This is a genomic window from Lentzea sp. NPDC037011 (assembly GCF_055607425.1).
In genome coordinates, this window is record NZ_JBVJRT010000007.1 from 522,183 (window position 1) to 540,367 (window position 18,185).

19 protein-coding genes and 1 pseudogene are annotated in these 18,185 nt (G+C 71.1%); 9 read left to right on the plus strand and 11 right to left on the minus strand.

Annotated features, from left to right (window positions below; translation table 11 throughout):
• The first annotated feature begins 33 nt into the window (after positions 1-33).
• Positions 34-1,845 (plus strand): 1-deoxy-D-xylulose-5-phosphate synthase, encoded by a 1,812-nt coding sequence (locus tag ACZ7CH_RS24595; protein ID WP_470374992.1) that lies wholly within the window; start codon positions 34-36, stop codon positions 1,843-1,845.
• Positions 1,846-1,868: 23 nt separating this feature from the next.
• Here the strand turns inward: ACZ7CH_RS24595 and ACZ7CH_RS24600 are convergent, their stop codons facing one another.
• Entirely contained in the window at positions 1,869-2,159 is a 291-nt protein-coding gene (locus ACZ7CH_RS24600; RefSeq protein ID WP_360393276.1) for a LuxR C-terminal-related transcriptional regulator, read from the minus strand.
• Between the two features lie 471 nt (positions 2,160-2,630).
• On the opposite strand from ACZ7CH_RS24600, the gene ACZ7CH_RS24605 reads away from it, so the two are divergent.
• From ACZ7CH_RS24605 to ACZ7CH_RS24620, 4 genes are all read left to right on the plus strand, one after another.
• Positions 2,631-3,272, plus strand: coding sequence for a LuxR C-terminal-related transcriptional regulator (locus tag ACZ7CH_RS24605; protein WP_360393279.1), 642 nt, complete (start codon positions 2,631-2,633; stop codon positions 3,270-3,272).
• A gap of 72 nt (positions 3,273-3,344) precedes the next feature.
• On the plus strand, positions 3,345-3,950 hold the full coding sequence (locus ACZ7CH_RS24610) for a helix-turn-helix transcriptional regulator (RefSeq protein ID WP_458431530.1): 606 nt from the start codon (positions 3,345-3,347) through the stop codon (positions 3,948-3,950).
• Between the two features lie 33 nt (positions 3,951-3,983).
• Positions 3,984-5,120, plus strand: a complete 1,137-nt coding sequence (locus tag ACZ7CH_RS24615; RefSeq protein ID WP_470374993.1) for a chorismate-binding protein — start codon at positions 3,984-3,986, stop codon at positions 5,118-5,120.
• Between the two features lie 20 nt (positions 5,121-5,140).
• On the plus strand, positions 5,141-5,875 hold the full coding sequence (locus tag ACZ7CH_RS24620) for an aminotransferase class IV (protein ID WP_470374994.1): 735 nt from the start codon (positions 5,141-5,143) through the stop codon (positions 5,873-5,875).
• Between the two features lie 7 nt (positions 5,876-5,882).
• On the opposite strand, the gene ACZ7CH_RS24625 is transcribed toward ACZ7CH_RS24620, so the two are convergent.
• A complete protein-coding gene (locus ACZ7CH_RS24625; protein WP_458431533.1) occupies positions 5,883-6,305 on the minus strand; it encodes a MarR family winged helix-turn-helix transcriptional regulator in 423 nt (140 codons plus the stop codon).
• A gap of 81 nt (positions 6,306-6,386) precedes the next feature.
• On the opposite strand from ACZ7CH_RS24625, the gene ACZ7CH_RS24630 reads away from it, so the two are divergent.
• The gene (locus ACZ7CH_RS24630) at positions 6,387-7,181 is read left to right on the plus strand and encodes an SDR family NAD(P)-dependent oxidoreductase (protein WP_470374995.1); all 795 of its coding nucleotides are present in this window, start codon (positions 6,387-6,389) and stop codon (positions 7,179-7,181) included.
• Positions 7,182-7,268: 87 nt separating this feature from the next.
• Here ACZ7CH_RS24630 and ACZ7CH_RS24635 read toward each other — a convergent pair whose 3' ends face one another.
• Positions 7,269-8,117 (minus strand): endo alpha-1,4 polygalactosaminidase, encoded by an 849-nt coding sequence (locus tag ACZ7CH_RS24635; RefSeq protein ID WP_470374996.1) that lies wholly within the window; start codon positions 8,115-8,117, stop codon positions 7,269-7,271.
• 192 nt (positions 8,118-8,309) lie between these two features.
• On the opposite strand from ACZ7CH_RS24635, the gene ACZ7CH_RS24640 reads away from it, so the two are divergent.
• Positions 8,310-9,068 carry a DeoR/GlpR family DNA-binding transcription regulator gene (locus tag ACZ7CH_RS24640; protein WP_470374997.1) on the plus strand — a complete coding sequence of 253 codons (759 nt, stop codon included), beginning with the start codon at positions 8,310-8,312 and terminating at the stop codon, positions 9,066-9,068.
• A 23-nt stretch (positions 9,069-9,091) separates the two neighbouring features.
• On the opposite strand, the gene ACZ7CH_RS24645 is transcribed toward ACZ7CH_RS24640, so the two are convergent.
• Positions 9,092-10,030 carry an NADP-dependent oxidoreductase gene (locus ACZ7CH_RS24645; protein WP_470374998.1) on the minus strand — a complete coding sequence of 313 codons (939 nt, stop codon included), beginning with the start codon at positions 10,028-10,030 and terminating at the stop codon, positions 9,092-9,094.
• A 128-nt stretch (positions 10,031-10,158) separates the two neighbouring features.
• Between ACZ7CH_RS24645 and ACZ7CH_RS24650 the strand changes: the two genes are divergently transcribed.
• Complete coding sequence (locus ACZ7CH_RS24650; protein WP_360393303.1) at positions 10,159-10,656, plus strand: MarR family winged helix-turn-helix transcriptional regulator; 498 nt, start codon at positions 10,159-10,161, stop codon at positions 10,654-10,656.
• Positions 10,657-10,675: 19 nt separating this feature from the next.
• Here ACZ7CH_RS24650 and ACZ7CH_RS24655 read toward each other — a convergent pair whose 3' ends face one another.
• Genes ACZ7CH_RS24655 through ACZ7CH_RS24685 form a run of 7 tightly spaced genes read right to left on the minus strand, consistent with a single transcriptional unit; the run spans position 10,676 to position 17,090 of the window.
• Positions 10,676-11,320 (minus strand): hypothetical protein, encoded by a 645-nt coding sequence (locus ACZ7CH_RS24655; RefSeq protein WP_470374999.1) that lies wholly within the window; start codon positions 11,318-11,320, stop codon positions 10,676-10,678.
• Positions 11,321-11,361: 41 nt separating this feature from the next.
• Positions 11,362-12,021 (minus strand): hypothetical protein, encoded by a 660-nt coding sequence (locus ACZ7CH_RS24660; RefSeq protein WP_470375000.1) that lies wholly within the window; start codon positions 12,019-12,021, stop codon positions 11,362-11,364.
• Positions 12,018-12,899: an immunity 49 family protein gene (locus tag ACZ7CH_RS24665; protein ID WP_470375001.1), complete on the minus strand. Its 882-nt coding sequence runs from the start codon at positions 12,897-12,899 to the stop codon at positions 12,018-12,020. The genes ACZ7CH_RS24660 and ACZ7CH_RS24665 overlap by 4 nt, the downstream gene beginning before the upstream one ends.
• A 48-nt stretch (positions 12,900-12,947) precedes the next feature.
• Positions 12,948-13,808, minus strand: a complete 861-nt coding sequence (locus tag ACZ7CH_RS24670) for an immunity 49 family protein (RefSeq protein WP_470375002.1) — start codon at positions 13,806-13,808, stop codon at positions 12,948-12,950.
• 3 nt (positions 13,809-13,811) lie between these two features.
• The gene (locus ACZ7CH_RS24675; protein WP_470375003.1) at positions 13,812-14,675 is read right to left on the minus strand and encodes a hypothetical protein; all 864 of its coding nucleotides are present in this window, start codon (positions 14,673-14,675) and stop codon (positions 13,812-13,814) included.
• Positions 14,672-15,340 (minus strand): hypothetical protein, encoded by a 669-nt coding sequence (locus ACZ7CH_RS24680; protein ID WP_470375004.1) that lies wholly within the window; start codon positions 15,338-15,340, stop codon positions 14,672-14,674. The genes ACZ7CH_RS24675 and ACZ7CH_RS24680 overlap by 4 nt, the downstream gene beginning before the upstream one ends.
• 10 nt (positions 15,341-15,350) lie before the next feature.
• On the minus strand, positions 15,351-17,090 hold the full coding sequence (locus ACZ7CH_RS24685) for a hypothetical protein (protein WP_470375005.1): 1,740 nt from the start codon (positions 17,088-17,090) through the stop codon (positions 15,351-15,353).
• Positions 17,091-17,367: 277 nt separating this feature from the next.
• Between ACZ7CH_RS24685 and ACZ7CH_RS24690 the strand changes: the two are divergent.
• Positions 17,368-18,185 (plus strand): annotated as a pseudogene (locus ACZ7CH_RS24690) (hypothetical protein); the annotation flags it as partial.

The window sequence follows — 18,185 nt, forward strand, 5'->3', positions numbered from 1 at the left end:
AGCGACCACACCCGATGAGGAGCTCTGTTCGACATGGCGCTGCTGGAAACCGTGCGCGACCCGGCGCGGCTGCGTGAGCTGACCGCCGCGCAGCTGCGCGACCTCGCCGGCGAGATCCGCGCGTTCCTGGTCGACCGGGTCTGCGCGAGCGGGGGACACCTCGGCCCCAACCTCGGCGTGGTGGAGCTGACCATCGCGCTGCACACCGTCTTCGAGTCCCCGCGCGACCGGGTGCTGTGGGACACCGGGCACCAGGCGTACGTGCACAAGGTCCTGACCGGTCGCCAGGCCGGGTTCGACCGGCTGCGCCGTTCCGGTGGACTCTCCGGCTACCCGAACCCGGAGGAGTCCGAGCACGACCTCGTGGAGAACTCGCACGCGTCCACCGCACTGTCCTACGCGGACGGACTGGCACGCGCGGACGCCCACCTCGGGCGGCGTGACCGGGCGACCGTCGCGGTCGTCGGCGACGGTGCGCTGACCGGTGGCATGGCCTGGGAGGCGCTCAACAACATCGCGGGCGGGCCGGACCGGCCGCTCGTCGTCGTCCTCAACGACAACGGCCGGTCCTACGCGCCGACGGTCGGCGGGCTCGCCCGGCACCTGGCCGACCTGCGCGCCGGCGGCGGGCCCGGTGTGTTCGAACAGCTCGGGCTCGGCTACCTCGGCCCGGTCGACGGCCACGACATCGCGGCCGTGCAGGACGCGCTGCGGCACGCGGCCGCCCTGGCCCGGCCGGTCGTCGTGCACGTGGTCACGGCCAAGGGCAAGGGGTTCCGCCACACCGAGGACAACGACCTGGACCTCGGGCACGCCGTCAAACCGATGGACCCGCGGACCGGCCAGCCGCTGCCGGCTTCCGGCCGGTCGTTCACCTCGGTGTTCGCGCAGGAGCTGGTCGAGCTGGCCGAGCGGCGGGCCGACCTGGTCGCGATCACGGCCGCCATGGCCGAGCCGACCGGCCTGCTCCCGTTGCAGCGCAAGCACCCCGAGCGGGTGATCGACGTCGGCATCGCCGAGCAGCACGCGGTCACGATGGCCGCGGGGCTCTCGCTGGGCGGCGTGCACCCGGTGGTGGCGATCTACTCGACGTTCGTGAACCGCGCGCTGGACCAGGTGCTGATGGACGTCGCACTGCACCGGCGCCCGGTGACGTTCGTGCTCGACCGGTCCGGGGTGACCGGTGACGACGGGCCGAGCCACAACGGCATGTGGGACCTCTCGGTGCTGCAGGTCGTGCCGGGGCTGCGGATCGCGGCACCGCGTGACGGCACCCGGCTGGCCGAGCTGCTGGCCGAGGCGGTGGCGTGGTCGGAGGGCCCGACGCTGCTGCGGTTCCCCAAGGGACCGGTCGGCCCCGACCTGCCGGCCGTCGCCACGTTCAACGGCGTCGACGTGCTGCGCCGCTCCGGTCCGTCGGACGTGCTGGTCGTCGCGGTCGGGGCGCTCGCGGGACTCGCGCTGGCGGTCGCGGACGGCGTGCGCGCCCTGGGCATCGGTGTGACCGTGGTGGACCCGCGGTGGGTCACGCCGGTCAACCCCGCGCTGGCCGACGTGGCCCGCCGGCACCGGCTCGCGATCACGGTCGAGGACAACAGCCGCGCGGGCGGTGTCGGTTCGGCGATCGCGCAGACGTTGCGGGACAACGACGTCAGCACCCCGTTGCGGGAGTTCGGCATCCCGCGGCGGTTCCTGAGCCACGGTTCGCGGGCGGAGGTGCTCGCCGCCTGCGGGCTGACCGCGCAGGACATCACGAGGGCCGTGGTGGACCTGCTGGCCGGCCTCGACGCGGCGCCGGTCGGCATCGACGACGCCGGCGCCGTTCACGCGGGGGAGGAGCGGTGACGACCGCCGGGGCGGTGTCGCGATCAGTCCACGGTGTCGCACGCGACCCGCGGTGGCCACGTGTCGGCGCGCAGGATGTCGAGGACGAACGCCCTGGACACCAGCGCCACCCGGTTCGGCGCCTGCAGCTTGTCCGACATGACGCGGACGTGGTAGTCGACGGTCTTCGGGCTGAGGTAGAGCTCCCTCGACAACCGCCCGCTGGAGAATCCCGCGGCGACACCTTCCAAGATCCTGGCCTGCAGCGAGCTGGGCGTCCAGCAGTTCGCCGGTCGCTGCTCGCGTTTCCACTTGTCGTTCTGCCCGTGGTGCATGACACCCACCCATTCCCGTGCAGCCGGTGACCGCGGGTTGAATCGGGGACCGATCCCAGAATTACCGTGGCGACCAGCAATGGTCAAGTGACGGCGTCAAGTGATCCTGCGGGGCCTCCCGCGGCGTTGTCAACGATGTCGGCGCAGCCGGTCGAATGACTTCCCCTTGGGGATCAGGCCGGTGCCCCTTGGGGAACGAGGTGGGCAAACTCGCAGGTGGGGAGGTTTGAACCGTGATGTTCTGCCGGTCGGCAACGTTGTCGGCCAACCCGGCGAACCGGGCATTCCGGAGGTCCAGGGAGCCGGTGTGCTGTCAACCTGCGCACTCGCGTAGGAAACCAATGTCCGATGCTGCGGACGAGTGGTGCGGGACGCATTCTTCGGGACGCCAATTGATACGACCTTGGTGGCCTCGGTGATGTGTCGTACGCTCGGAGTCGCCTGAATTCTTTTGCGGGAGAGGAAAGAAGAATGGGCGTCACACGCGTCGTCGTGTGTTGTGCGGACTTCATCGCGAGAACCGGCGTCGTCATCTCCCTGCGTTCCTTCCCCGAGGTCGAGGTGCGCGAGGAGGCGGCGCTGGCCGCGGCCGCGGCGCGGCAGGGGGCGGACGTGGTCGTCGCCGTCGCCGACCGGCTCTCCGTGGACGTGGCCGCGGCGTTGCGGCAGCTGCGGCAGCTCCTCGACCGGCCGGTCGTCCTGGTGGTGCGGGAGGTCGAGCAGGTCGACGTGGTGCTGGCGGTCGACTGCAACGTCGTGGCCGTCCTGCCCGCCGCCGAGTTCACCGCCGACCGGCTGCACACCGCGGTGCTCACCGCGGCCCGCGGCGGCGCGGTGCTGCCGTTCGCACTGGCCGGCGACCTCGTCCGGCACGTCCGGCGGGTGCACGCGGAGCTGCTCGACCCCCACGGCCTGCGCGCCTCCGGGCTCAAGCCCAGGGAGGTGGAGGTCATCGAGCTCATGGCCGACGGGCACGACACCGCGGAGATCGCCGCCAAGCTGAGCGCCTCCGAGCGGTCGGTCAAGAAGCTGATCCACAACGTCACGAGCAGGCTCAACCTGCGCAACCGGCCGCACGCGGTGGCCTACGCGCTGCGCCACGGCGTGATCTGAGCCCGCAGTCCGGCAGTGCCGCCGGTTCCCGGTGTTCTCGACGCTTTCGACGTTCCGACGTGAGGTGCAGCGATGGTCGCGGCGACGGTCCTGGTGCAGGCGCGGGACCCGATCACCCGTGCTGGGCTGGTCGGTTTCCTGCGCGCGAGGAGGGAGGTCGAGGCGCACGGCGACCCCTACGACCGCTACGACGTGGCGGTCGTGGGGGCGAGGCGGTTCTCCGCCGAGGTCGCGGCCGAGGTGTACGGGGTGACGGCGGGCACCGTGCCGGCGGTCCTGGTCGTCGACGAGATCGGCACCGCGGACCTGAAGTCGGTCGGGACCAACGTGGTCACCGTGCTGTCCCGGCGCCGGATGACCGGTGCCGAGCTGGTCCGCGCCGTGCTGGCCGCGGTGGTGAGCGGCGACGAGACGCTGGGCGAGCGGCGCAGGCGGCTCGCCGAGCAGGTCGAGGCGATCACCCGCGCCCCGGCCGGTGCCGCGGAGGCGGAGTTCACCCAGCGGGAGGTCGAGGTGCTGCGGCTCACCGCGGAGGGGTGCAGCACGGCCGAGATCTCCGCGCGGCTGCACCTGTCGGAACGGTCGATCAAGCAGACCGTCTTCGGCATCACGACCCGGCTGAACTTCCGCAACCGGTCCCACGCCGTGGCCTACGCGCTCAGAACCGGGGTGATCTGACCGCCGCCGCCCCGCCCACAGGTGAGGTCTCCGATGAGTACCCATGAGCGCAGCGTGCCCTTCGCGGGCGACGCGCTGGAGGCGGCCGCGGCACTGGCCCGCACCGCCGCCGAACCGCACGTCGTCCACGAGAACGGCGCCACCGTGCACTTCGCGGAGGGCGAGGCCGAGACCGTCACCGGCGGGCTCGCCGACGTGGCCCGCCTGGCCGGGCGCACCGCCTACGGCTGGGTGTCGTTCGAACGCACCGGCCACCTCGCCGTGCCGCGCGCCGAGGTCCGGTTCGCCGACGGCACGGCGGTGCTGCGCGCGGACGACGAGGCCGCGCTGGACGTGCTGGAGAAGCGGCTCGCCGACGTGTCCACTGTGGACGTGATCGAGGCCGGGGTGCGCGCACCGGTGGAGACGCACGGTGCCGAGGAGTACCGCTCGGCGGTCGGCGCGGCGGTGGCCGACATCCGGGCGGGCCTGCTGGACCGGGTGGTGCTCTCCAGGACCGTGCCGGTGCCGGGGGAGGTCGACTTCGCGGCGACCTACCTGGCCGGGCGGCGCGGTGGCGACCCGGCGCGGTCGGCCCTGCTGCGCCTCGGCGGCTGGGAGGTCCTCGGTTTCGACCCCGAGGTCGTGACGAGGGTCGACACCGCCCGCGGCGTCGTGACGCAGGCGCTGGCACCGTCGAGCGGCGACCCGGTGTTCGACGTGGCGTGGCGGGAGGAACCGAGCCGTGCCGCCGGTGCGGTGTTCGAGCGCGCGGTCGCGGTGCGCCTGGCCGCCGCCGAACTGGCCGGCGTGTGCGAACCGGGTTCGGTGCGGGTGGCGCGGTTCCCGGCCGCCGAGGTCACCGGCACGCTGTCGGCCGGCCGCACGTCGTGGGACGCGCTGGCCGCACTGCTGCCCGCCGTCACGGCCTCGGGGGTGCCGAAGACGCGGGCGTGCGCGTTGATCGACCGGGTCGAACCCGAACGCGGCCTGTACGGCGGCGCTGTCGTCCTGGTCGAGCCGGACGGTTCGCTGGACGCGGTCCTGGTGCTGCGCGGTCTGTTCCGGCACGGCGGCCGCACGTGGCTGCGCGCCGGTGCGGACGTGGCGGCGAAACCCGGCTGTGCGCTGGAGGAGACGACCGAGAAGCTGCGCAGCGTCTCCCGCTTCCTGGTTCCGTTGTGCGCGTAGGGGCGTGGGCGAGGGGAGACGTGGGCACCTTCCTGTGGCGGGACGGCCGGCTGGCCGAGGACCCCGGTGAAGCCGCGCTGCTGGTGGCGGACTCGTGGCTGGTCTCGGACGGCGTGACGCGCGCACTCCCGTTGCACCACGACAGGTTCGTGTCGTCGTGCGAGCGCGAGGCCGGGCTCGGCGCGGCGGCGGTGCGCCGGTTCCTGGACTCCGCAGCCGGTGCGGTGCCGCGCACCGGCCGCTGGTTCCCGCGCGTCGAGTGCGGTGCCGACCACCGGCTGCGGCTGCGGTTGCGACCGGCTCCCGAGCCGTCGGCGGAGGTGGTGCTGCTGCCGCACCCAGGCCCGGACCCGCGCCGCCACCCGCGGACGAAGGGGCCGGACCTGGTGGCGATGCAGGCGTTGCGCGTGTCGGCGGCCTCCGCTGGTGCGGACGAGGTGCTGCTGTGCACCGGCACCGGCACGGTCCTGGAGGGCGCGCTCAGCTCGGTCGTGTGGTGGCGCGGGGACCTGCTGTGCGTCCCCGACCCGAGCCTGCCCGTGCTGGACAGCGTGACACGCCGGTTGGTCGTGGACCTGGCCGGTCGGCAGGGCGTGGCGGTGCGGCCGGAGCGGTGCGATCTGGCCTCTTTGGACGGTCTGGAGGTGTGGAGCCTCGGCGCTCTGCACGGCATCCGCGCCGTGACCGGGTGGCGGGGGTGCGGGCTGACGGCCGGTCCCGCCGTGCGGGCGGACGAGTGGCGCGCGCTGCTGTGACCCGGACTCACCCCTCGGGCTGAAGGACGCGGCCCAGCAACGCCGTGAGCTGCCGCAGCTCGCCCTCGTCCAGCCGGGCCAGCGGAGTGTTCTCCAGCGCGGCCCGCACCACCTCGTCCCGCACCCGCCGCCCCTTCGCGGTGAGGCTCAGCACCCGCGACCGCCGGTCCGCCGGGTCGACGCTGCGCTCCACGAGTCCCCGGTCGAGCAGCTGGCCGGTGACGAACGTGAGGTTCGGCGCGTTGCAGTGCAGCCGCTCGGTCATGACCTTCATCGACGGCGGCGGCTCTGCCGGGTCGATCGCCCACAGCGCCTGGAAGGTCGCGGTGGTCAGGCGGTGCTCGGCCAGCACCGGCCCGAGCCGGTCGGCCGTGCGCATCCACACGTCGTGGGTGGCGGCCAGTGCCGCGGTGAGGTCGGCCGCCGTCATACCGGCATCCTACCTTTGCTTCGAGTCTCGAAGTGTTCTGCTAGCGTGAGTACTTCGAGTCTCGAACTGGTGGAGGTTGTCGTGAGGCACGAGTACCGCGGTGTCACCGCACTGGTCACCGGCGCGTCCAAGGGGCTGGGCCGCGCGCTCACCCTCGACCTGGCACGCAGAGGAGCGCGCCCGGTCCTGCTGGCCCGCTCGGAGTCCGGCCTGCGCGAGCTCGCCGCCGAGATCGGTGGTGCGGAGGTCATCACCGCCGACCTCGCCACCCCCGACGGCCCGCGCCGGGTGCTCGCCGAGCTGCGCGCCCGGGACCTGACCGTCGACCTGCTCGTGAACAACGCCGGCGCGGGCAGCGCCGGCCCGTTCCTCGACCGCCCGCTCGAACCCCAGCTGCGGTCGCTGCACCTGAACGTCGCCGGCCTCGTCGAGCTGACCCACGCCATCGGCCGCGACCTGGTCGCCCGCGGCACCGGCGGCATCGTGAACGTCTCCTCGACCGCCGGCTTCCAGCCCCTGCCCTACCAGGCCACCTACGCCGGCACGAAGGCGTTCGTCCTGTCGTTCACCGAGGCACTGGCCGAAGAGCTGCGCGGCACGGGCGTGCACGTCATGGCCGCCCACCCCGGTGCGATCGCGACCGGCTTCTTCGACGGCACCACTGCGTCGATCAACCCGCGCTTCGCCGACTCACCGGAGTCCGTCGCGCGCAGGCTGCTCGACGACTACGCCCGGCGCCGCACGGCGTCCTACCCCGGCCGGGGGCTGACCCGCGCGATCACGTGGGTGCCGCGCCTGCTGCCGCGTGCGGCGGTGGCGAAGGCGGCCGGGGCGATGAACCGCGGGCTGCGGCTGCACGAGGTGGTCGACGTCTGACCCGCCGGCCGCAGGCCGATCGCGGTGGCGCCGCGCCGCGTCGCGCACGAGGAGGAGCGGCCTCGCGACCGGGGGCCGCTCACGTGGTCAGCAGTGGTCGAACGCGTAGCCGGGGTCGTTCGGCCCGACGAGGAAGCGGTCGCGCAACGTCGTGACGGCGGACGTGTCCGGGTCCCCGCACACGTCCTCGAACGTGCCGCGCAGGTCGTCGGTGTACTCGACGTCCATGACGTTCTTCCCGTAGACGTCGCTGTAGGACGAGCACTCCTCCCAGCGGTGGCACTCCTCCGACACGGCGAAGTCGAAGCCGACCTGGGACTTCGCCTGGGCGGCCTGTTCCGCGGAGTTCTTCTGGCCGATCGCGAGGTTCCTGCCGTGCGCGCGGTCGGCCAAGAGCTTGGCGTAGGCGAGGTTGTCGCCCACGGTCAGCTTGCCGCGGGAACGCAGGTACGAGTCGAGGTTGTCGACCTCGACGGCCTTGAAGCCCTTGTTCGCGCACAGGTCGATGGTGGCGCCGATGATCGAGGCGAGCTCGGTGCGCTTGGCCGGGGTGGAGGTGTCGAGCAGGAACTCGTCCGGCCAGCCGGGGTCGACGACCGGGTTGCCGGAGGAGTCCTCGAGCAGCAGGTGCCTGCGCTGGTTCAACCAGAGGCTCTTCTCACCGGGCTGGGTCTGGAACCCGTTGACGTAGCAGATCGAGTAGACGCTCGCGGGTGACGCGCTGCTGTCACGGGTCACCAGGGTCACGCCGGCCGGAGGGGTGTAGGCCGCGCCGAGCTGGTAGTCGAGCACGCCGCTGGTCGGCGGCTTCTCGATGGCGGCGGCAGCGGACGGCTCGACCGCGGCGCCGGCCGAGGCCGGGGGACCGGCGGCGCAGGCGGTCAGCGCGGCCGCGGCGAGCGCGGCCCCGGCGAGGGCGCGGGCAGGGGAGGCCATGGACGCCACACTCCTTGATCGCTCAGTTGGTGATCGGATGTGAGCGACTGTAGCGAGGAAGGCCTAATGAGACCGGTGACCAATCATATTTGATCAGATCAGTTGCTTGTTTGATCGTTTCCAGTTCAATGTCCGCTTTTGGTGCATCGTTTCGCGCCCAAACGGGCACAATTTGTGCGCTATTCTGATCGAATGCGTCAAGAGCAGCGCCTCGCCACGATCCTGGAGAGGCTCGCCGAGTCGGGCTCGGTGACCGTCACCGAGCTGGCGGAGAACCTGGCCACGTCCGTCGCGTCGATCCGCCGCGACCTCCAGTCGCTGGAGGAGCAGAAGCTGCTCAAACGCACCCACGGCGGCGCGGTCGCGGCCGAGGTGATCTACGAGCTGCCGCTGCGCTACCGGGTGGGCCGGCGCGAGGAGAAGCGCCAGATCGCCGAGGCTGCCGCGAGGTTCGTGACCGGGTCCGTCCACTCGGTCGGCCTCAACGGCGGCACGACCACCACTGAGCTGGCCCGCCTGCTCGCCGTCGGCCGCCAGCTCAAGATCGTGACGAACGCCCTCAACATCGCCTCCGACCTGTGCCCCCGCCCGACCATCGACCTGGTGGTCACCGGCGGCGGCGTGCGCCCGGAGAGCTACGAGCTCGTCGGCCCGATCGCCGACCGCGCGCTCGCGGGCATCAGCCTGGACGTGGTGTTCCTCGGCGTGGACGGCGTCGACGCCCGCGGCGGCATCACCACCCACGACGAGGTCGAGGCCCACACCGACCACTGCCTGCTGCGCACCGCCGACCGCGTGGTCGTGCTCGCCGACGGGTCGAAGGTGGGCAAGCGCGCGTTCTCCCGCATCGCCGCGATCACCGACGTGCACGTGGTGGTCACGGACTCCTCCGCCCCGGCCGCGGACCTCGACCGCCTGCGCGCGGCCGGTGTCGAGGTCGTCGTCGCCTGACCCCACCGCCGTCGTCGTCCTCCTCAGTCCCCGGTGCCGACGAGGACGACGGCCTTGCCGGCCACCGCACCCGCGGCGTGCAGCGCGGGCAGTTCGGCGAGCGGCACCCGCTGACCGACGTCGATGAGCAGCTCGCCGCGGTCGACCAGCCCGACCAGCCGCGCCAGCTGCTCGGCGTCGCTGCGGACGTAGAGGTCGATGCCGCGCACGTCGCGTGCCTCGTCGGAGGGCGCGGGCATCCACACCGTGGTGTTCACGACGACCCCGCCCGGTCGCACCAGCGTGACGAGCGCGGCCAGTTCCTCCGGGGCGACCGGCGCCAGGTTGAGCACGAGGTCAACCGGCTCGGTGACCGCCGCGGTCACGCTCGTGGCGGTGTGGTCGACGACCTCGTCGGCCCCGGCGGTGCGCACGGCCTCGGCGCTGCGCGGGCTGGCCGTGGCGATGACGTGCGCACCGGCACCCTTGGCCAGCTGCACGGCGTGCCCACCGACCGCTCCACCCGCGCCGTTGACCAGCACCCGTTGCCCGGCCTTCAGCCGGCCGTGGTCGAACAGCGCCTGCCACGCGGTAAGCCCCACCACGGGCAGTGCGGCGGCATCGGCCAACGGAATCCCCTTGGGTGCCCGTGCCAGCGCTTCCGCCGGTGCGAGCGCGTACTCGGCGGACGCACCCGGCTTCGTCATCGGCAGGAAGGCGACAACCTCGTCGCCGACGGACCAGCCGGTCACACCCTCGCCGAGCGCGTCGATCGTGCCGGCGACGTCGAGGCCGGGCGTGTGCGGCAGCTCCACCGGGATCGCCCCCTGCATGAAGCCGGCGCGGATGTTGCCGTCGACGGAGTTGAACGACGTGGCGGCCACCCGGACCCGCACCTCGCCGGCACCGGGCTCCGGCTGTTCCGCGTCCTCGTGGCGCAGGACCTCGGGGCCGCCGTACTCGTGGAAACGCACTGCCTTCATGGCTCTCCCACTTCCGCTGGTGTGCTTCGAACTCGAAGCAACTGAGGACGACGCTACAGCCTGCTTCGAATTCGAAGCAAGAGATGTGCCCGCTGTCACTTCGAATTCGAAGCAGTAGACTGCCGGGCATGCCCGCCCCACCGCCGTCGCTCGACCCGGCCCAGCTCGGCGCGTACTTCACGCTCGTCGAGGTGACGAGCCTGCTGCGGCACGCGGTCGAGCAACAGCTGAAGGAGGCAGGCGACCTCAGCTACGTGCAGTTCCAACTGCTGGCCCGCCTCGGCGACGCGCCCACCGGCAGCCACCGCATGACCGACCTCGCCGACGGCGTCGTCTACAGCCGCAGCGGCCTGACCTACCAGGTCGGCCTGCTGGAGAAGGCGGGCCTGGTCACCCGCACGCAGTCACCCGACGACGAACGCGGCGTCACGGTCACCATCACCGACACCGGCCGCACCCTGCTCGCCCAGGTGCTCCCCGGTCACATCGAGGTGGTCAGCGGCCTGCTCTTCGACCGCCTGTCGCCCGACGACGTCCAGACCCTCGCGGACCTGCTGACCCCGGTCCGCGACCACATGCGCGCGGCCCCGCCCCGTTCCGCGGCACCGCGCCGGCGCAAGCGTTGACCAACACGCCCGGTGTCTCTCAGTCGACCTGGTGGGTCAGACCCGCTTCCTCGCCCTTGCGGTCGCGGTCGAACTCGAGGAACCTCAGCGCCTCGCCGCGTCCGCCGGTCTGCCAGCGTTCGAGCAGCTCCTCGTAGAAGGGGAGTGACTTGGTGAACTTGCCGTGTTCGTTGATGTAGTCGATGACTTGTCGCAGGGGTTCTTCCGGTGAGCCGGTGTCGAACACGACGCGGTATCCGGGCGCCAGCATCCAGTAGTACGGCGGGCGTCTTTGCTCGACGGGACGTTGCATCGACCTGTCTGCGGCGCCAGCGAACTTCTCCACCGTCCACTTGTCGAACAACGGCAGCGCCGCGTTGTGCGCGAAGTCGTGCAGCACCTGCCCGGCTTCCGGGGACCGCAGGTCGACTCGCCTCGGCCCGCCCCGCACCTCGTCCATGCGTAGCCCGAACGTCCTGGCCCACCGGAAACTCTCGAGGACCAGCGGTTCGACAGCGGCCTGGAACCAGCCCTCCTCGGAGAACGAGCTCCGCTCGAAGCCGATCCACGAGACGGTCCAGTCCCACGGCTCCCGGACCAGCACGGTGAGGTCGCCACGACCTCGCACCGACCACTGGCCCGGCAGTTTCCGGGCCAGCTCGTGCCAACGTTCTTCCAGCTTCAAGACTTCACCCACCGCAAGTCCGCGAACTTCTCCTGCACGAGTCAGCTGGGAAGCAGGTGGGTCAGACCCGCTTCTTCGACCTTGCGGTCGCGGTCGAACTCGAGGAACCTCAGCGCCTCGCCGCGTCTGCCGGTCTGCCAGCGGTCAAGCAGCTCTTCGTAGAACAGGAGCCCACTCCGGAACGCCTCCCGCTCGGTGCAGTAAGCGATGATCTGCCGCAGAGGGTCCTCTGGCGAGCCGGTGTCGAGGATGAGGCGACAACCCGGTGCCATCAACCAGTAGTGCGGTGGACGCCTGCGGTCAACGGGCCGCAGCAACGACTTCTCGGCCCCGCTCGCAAGCTCCTCCACCGTCCACTGGTCGAGCTCCGGAAGTGCGGCGTTGTGCACGAAGTCGTGGAGCACCTGGCCGGCGTTGTCCGACCAGAGGTCCACGCCAAGCGGACCGCCGCGCACCTCGTCCATGCGCATCCCGTAGGACAGCGCCCATCGGAACCGGTCGAGCACAAGAGGTTCGACAGCCGCCAAGAACCAGCCTTCGTCGGAGTACGCGCTCTTGTCGAAGCCGATCCACGAGACGGTCCAGTCCCACGGCTCCTGGACCAGCACCGTCTGCGCGCCCCGGCCACGCAGAGACCACCGGCCCGGTAATGACGGCGCCAGTTCCCCGGCGAGCTGGTGCCAGCGTTCGCGGAGCTTCACCGAGGTACGACCGGTGCGCAGGAGGTCTGGTACTCGCCGACCCACGAGCCGAGCAGCAGGTGCTTGGGCAGGTACTCCGACTCGACCTCGACGTTCAGCCCGGAGTCCTTCGCGATGCACGCGAGTCCGAGCGGAGCCAACGCGATCAGACCGCGCGGATCGTCCGCCAGCTTGCTGTCTGCGGTGAAGTAAGCCTTGTGCTGTTCGAGGGCCTGCGCGAGCGCTTCGTTGAACTCACGCTCGTGGTTGCTGCGCACCATGTTCAGGAACGTGTTCATCACCGGGAAGGCAAGGCGCAGCGCGTACTCCGGTGGACTGACCGTCAGCCGCTCGGGATCGGTCGCGGCCATGGCCTCAGCCAACGACTCGGCCATGCCCGGCTCGCCCTTCGTGAACATTTGCAGCGTGCGGGCCCACAGTGCGTCGAGCTCCTCGTACTGGTTACCCGACGCCTTGATGATGTCCAACGGGAACGAGGCGAGCAGGTCGATGCACTTCCTGTCGCGGACGATCACCGCGAGCCAGAAGGCGTCCAGCCACCGCTTGAAGTTCGCGAACTCCACCGGCCCGGTCGCCGGGATGTGGACCGTCCGCTCGCCGATCAACCACTCGACGGTGCCTTCAGTGGCGCCGGCCGCAGCGTAGATCCCGGTGGTGACCTGCATCGCCTGGACAACGGCGTCCCACGTCGTCAGGTTCTCCGCGGTCGGGTCGAGCACCGTGGCGTAGCCGATCCGGTCGACCGCGCCCATCTGCAGCACGGGCAGGCGCGCGGCCGACTGCTCGACGCTCGCCGCACCTTCCGGAACAACGGTGACGTAATACTCCAGCTGCTCCTCAGCCCACTCGGCGTCGGTGGGATGCCGGGGGACCTTCATCGTTCAGCCACCGCTCGAAAGCACAGATTTCAGGAACACGGAGAACGGTCACGAAGTCCGGTACTCGCCGACCCACGAGCCGAGCAGCAGGTGCTTGGGCAGGTAGTCCGACTCGACCTCGACGTTCAGCCCGGAGTCCTTGGCGATGCACGCAAGCCCGAGCGGAGCCAGCGCGACGAAGCCGCGCGGGTTGTCGGCGAGTTCGCTGTTCTCCGTCCAGTAGGCCTTGAACTGTTCCAGCGCCTGCACAAGAGCCTCGTTGAACTCGCGTTCGTGGTTGCTGCGCACCATGTTCAGGAACGCGTTCATCACCGGGAAGGCAAGGCGCAGCGCGTAGTCCGGCGTGCTGACCCTCAGCCGTTCAGGATTGGTCGCGGCCATCGCCTCGGACAGCGCCTCGGCCATGCCCGGCTCGCTCTTCGTGAACATCTGCAAGGTGTGGGCCCACAACGCGTCGGACTCCTCGTACTGGCCGACCGACTCCTTGATCATGTCCAACGGGAACGAGTCGAGCAGGTCGAGGCACTTCTTGTCGCGGACGATCGCCGCGAGCCAGAAAGCGTCCAGCCACCGCTTGAAGTTCGCGTAGTGCACCGGCCCGGTCGCGGGGATGTGGACCGTCCGCTCGCCGATCAGCCACTCGACGGTGCCCTCGGTGGCGCCGGCCGCGGCGAAGATGCCGGTGGTCACCTGCATCGCCTGCACCACGGCGTCCCAGGTGGTCAGGTTTTCCGCGGTGGGGTCGAGCACCGTGGCGTAGCCGAGGCGGCTGAGCGCAGCGGGGTGCAGCACGCTCAGTCGTTCGGTCGACTGCTCGACGCTCGGCGCGCCCTCCGGAACGACCGTGACGTAATACTCCAGCTGCTCCTCAGCCCACTCGGCATCGGTGGGATGACGTCGTACCTCCACCGGTCAGCTGCCGTCCGGAAGGGCTTCGATGAGGGAGCGCAACGCGGTCGGCAGGTGAGCACGCGCGGTGTCCTCACCGGTCACTTCGATCTCGACGCGGTGGAACGTCCTCTCCGCCCACCAGTAGACGCCGCTGTCGAACGGGTCGCGCGCGTCGTCCCGCATGGACTTCGCGATGCGGCTGAACGGGACCAGGAAGTCGACCGCCTCCTGCGACGTGACCTCGTGCACCAGCACCGCGCTGTACTGCGGAACCGCGACGAGAATGCCGTGCGGCGCGTCACCCGCCGTGAAACGGGTGAGCGACATGAGGATCGCGCTGACGTAAGGGTTGCCGTCCTGGGCGACCACGCGGACGACCACGCCGTTGGGCAGGGTGTGGTCCCGGACGTCGAGGTTCGTCAGCTCGTTGGTGATCGTCTGCTTGACCGCTCGGCGGCCGATCTCGTCGACCGACATGCCCAGCGCCGCGATCTGCGAGTAGGTCAGCGCCGAGACGCGGGTTTCGTGGTCGACGACGACCGCGACGTCGAACTGCTCGTCGTACGGGAGCACCAGCACCTCGTCAGGCGGGGTGTCCTCGTGTGGCTTGAGCTGGACGCGCAACTGCTCAGCGGACGTGGTGCCACCCGCCTCGGCCGCCGCGAGGTCGGTCTTGAGCGTGGCGAGCCAGCTCGTGACGAGGTCCGGCCACTGCTCGGCGGGTGTCGTCGCCGCGGTCTTCGCCAGGGTGTCGAGCGAGATCCGCGCCCGGCCCTCTGACACGGGCACGAGCACCTCGCCGCGCTCGGCGTCGAACGAGGCTTCCGGTGCCACCAACGGCAGTTTCTGCAGCACGGCCTCGATCAAAGCGGGTGGGGCGGTCATGCCGTGCCTCCGTCGATCACACGGGTGAGCCCCGCTTCTTCGAGCTTGCGGTCGCGGTCGAACTCGAGGAACCTCAGCGCCTCGTCGCGTCCGCCGGCCTGCCAGCGTTCGAGCAGTTCCTCGTAGAAGGGAAGCGACTTGGTGAACTTGCCATGTTCGTTGATGTAGTCGATGACCTGCCGCAGCGGTTCTTCCGGTGATCCGGTGTCGAGCACGACGCGGTAGCCCGGTGCCAGCATCCAGTAGTACGGCGGGCGCCTCTGCTCGACAGGGCGCTGCATCGACCTGTCAGCGGCACCGGCGAACTTCTCCACCGTCCACTTGTCGAACAACGGCAGCGCCGCGTTGTGCGCGAAGTCGTAGAGCACTTGGCCAGCATCATCCGACCAGAGGTCCACCCGTCGTGGGCCGCCTTGAACCTCATCCATGCGCAGCCCGAACGTCCGAGCCCACCGGAACTGCTCAAGCACCAGCGGTTCCACGGCGGCTTGGAACCAGCCTTCTTCAGAGAACGAGCTCCGCTCGAAGCCGATCCACCGCACGGTCCAGTCCCACGGCTCCTGGACGAGTGCCGTGAGGTCGCCGCGGCCGCGCAGTGACCATCTGCCCGGCAGCGACGGCGCCAGCTCCTTCGCCAGTTCGTGCCAGCGCTCGATGAGTTTCATGCGCCCCACTTTAGCGAGAGTGGACCGGGGGAAGTTTGCCCTGGTCAGCGAGCTGATGGTTGATCGTTTCCGGGGTCTTCACCGGGTCGAGCCGCTTGTTGACCTCCGTGGCCCACGAGTTGCTGATGACGTCTTGACCGGTCTTCAAGTCCCAGACGTGCGCGGTCTCCCACTGAAGCTCGCCTTCCTCGTCACGGAACTGTCGTTCCAGGATGAGGTCAGGGCGCTTGGAGTCCTTCGTACCGCGTGAAACCTCCGCGCCATTTTCGTCCCAGGACGTCTCAACGCGGATCCGGTACCCGGACTCGGGATCGATGAGGTCGTTCATGTCCTCTTCGACCTGCTTTTCGAACCGGTTGTGCGTCTCGGTGCCCTTGAACATCTCCTCGGGCAGGCCCTTTTCTTCGATGGGCCTCTTGTACCTGTCCTTGAGCTCGTCTTCCCATCGGCTGTCGACGTCGTCCCAGGCGTCGCGCGAGTACTGGTCGAAGCGTTCCCGCACCTGTTCGCGGATCTCGTCGACCTGTTCCTGGATGCGCGCGCGGTCGGCGGGATCCGTCTTGTCCCAATCGGGGTTGTTCTTCGGGGTCTGCGGCTTGTCGTCCTTGGGCGTGTCCGCATCGTCCTTCGGCGTGTCCTCGCCGCGATCGCGGGCGTCGGCGCCGTCGGTGTCCTTCTGGCTGCCGGGCGCGTAGCCGTCGTCGCCGACCTTGGACTTCGTGCCGTCCGGGTGGTGGGTCTCCCACTCGCCGTTCGGCGGGATCTTCGGCTGGCGGGTGCCGTCAGGGCCGATCTCCGCGTCACTGGTGAACACCCGGCCCCGGCTGTCCGTCCAAGCGGGCTTGGTCGGCGCGACCACCGGTGCGTCGAGGTGCTTCGACAGCTGCTGGGCGAAGTCGTTGCTGCCCGCGTCGCAGCCGATCAGGCGGACCGGGCGGCTGCCGTCGTACCCGCCGCGGCGCAACATGTCCGCGTACTCGGCGGGGGTGTAGTCGTGGCCGCCGATGCGAGCCCGCCCGTCCGGCGTGATGTGGACGTCCGCCGTGAAGAACCGCGGGTCGTTCGGCACGCGGTGCGGCAGGTCGCCCATGTCCGGGTCACCGCCGTGGTGCGACACACCGGCGGGCGTCTGCTCGGCGTGGCGCTCGTGCGCGGTGGCCGGGTCGGGCCGCTCGTCGGCGTGGCTGGTGGGCGTGTCGCCGTCCGGTCGGCCGTCCGCGTCGTGGTGGCCGGGGCCGTCGGGCTTGTTCGCGTCGGGGTGCGTCCCATCCGGACGACTGCCGTCGGGGTGGGTGCCGTCGGGGCGGGTGCTGTCCGGGCGCGTGCCGTCCGGACGGGACGTGTCGGGGCGGGTGCCGTCGGAACGGTTGTGGGGCTGGCCGGGTGCGTCGGGGCGCTGGCCGGGGTTGTCGAAGCCGCGGGGGCGTGCGCCGTCGGGGTGGTTGGGGCCTGGACGGTGCGGTGTGGGGGAGTCCGGCCTGCTCGGGCCGTTGGGGTGGCCGCCGGGGGCGTCGGTGCGTGGGCGTGAGGCGTCCGGGCGGGGGCCGTCGGGGCGTGAGCCCGGGGCGTCGGGGCGTCCGCCGGGGCTGTGGGTGCCTGGGGTGTGCGGGGTGCCGGCGTGCGGGGCGTTCGGGCTGCCGGAGGACGGCGAGAAGCCCTGCTGCTGGGGCACGTGCGGGCTGTTCGGGGAGTTCGGGGTGGTGTGCGGGGCGTCGGCGTGGGGGGTGGCCGACTGCGGGCGGGTTGGCACGTCCGTGCGGCCTGCGGCCGAGGTCGTTCCCGGGCCCTGCGGTGCGTCGGGGGAGTGCGGGGCGTTCGGGCTGTGCGGTGCGCCGGGGCCCGAAGGCGCGTGCGGGGTGGAGGGGCCGCCGTGGGGCGCGCTCGGGGCCGAGGGGGTGCTGGGGCTGTGAGGAGCGCTGGGAGCCGAAGGCGCGCTCGGGCCGCCGTGGGCAGCGGCTGGGCTGTGGGGGGTTCCTGGGCTTGAAGGCGCGTTCGGCGCCGACGGGGTGTTCGGGCTGTGCGGCGCGTTGGGAGTGCTGGGAGCCGACGGCGCGGTGGGGCCGCCGTGGGGTGCGCTCGGGGTCGAAGGTGCGCTCGGGGTGCCCGCGTGCGGCGCGGAGGGTGCGCTGGGCGAGTGCGGGGTGTTCGGGGAGGACGGGCTGAAGTTCGGCTGCGACGGCGCGGACGGGCGGGCCGAGGAAGGTGACGTGTCCGGTGTGCGCTGGGACGGCATGCCGGAGCCGGTGTCGCCGCGGGAGCCGGGGGTGCCGGTCCAGCCCTGGTTGCCGGGGCGGCCTGCGGCGGGGGAGGACGGGGTGTTGCCGCCGGCGTTCGGGGTGCTGCCCATCGGGCCCGACTGGGACGACGACGGGGTGGTGTCCGGAGTGCGCGGGGGCTGCGGGGCGTGGGGGACGTCCGTGCGCGGCGGGGCCTCGGGGGTGGCGACCGAGGACTGGGTGGTCTGGCCGGTGTTGCGCGGAGGTGCTACCGGGGTGTCCGGAGTGGACGGTGCATCCGGGGTGCGGGACGGGCTCGGGGTCGACGACGGCGACGAGCCGTCGGGAGCGCGCGAAGGACCGTCCGGAGTCGGCGACGACGGTGACGAGGGAGAAGAAGGTGACGAGGGAGAGGAAGACGGAGACGACGGCGAGCTGTCCGGAGACGAAGGCGACGAGGGTGAAGACGGCGAGGACGGTGAAGATGGCGAGGACGGTGAAGAAGGCGAAGAGTCCGGAGTGGACGAAGAAGGTGAACCGGAGTGCGACCCCGACGGAGACCCGGACGGCGTCAGGTCCGGAGAGTTCGTGCTGTGGAACAGCCCACCGGGCTTGATGGACTTCGTCGA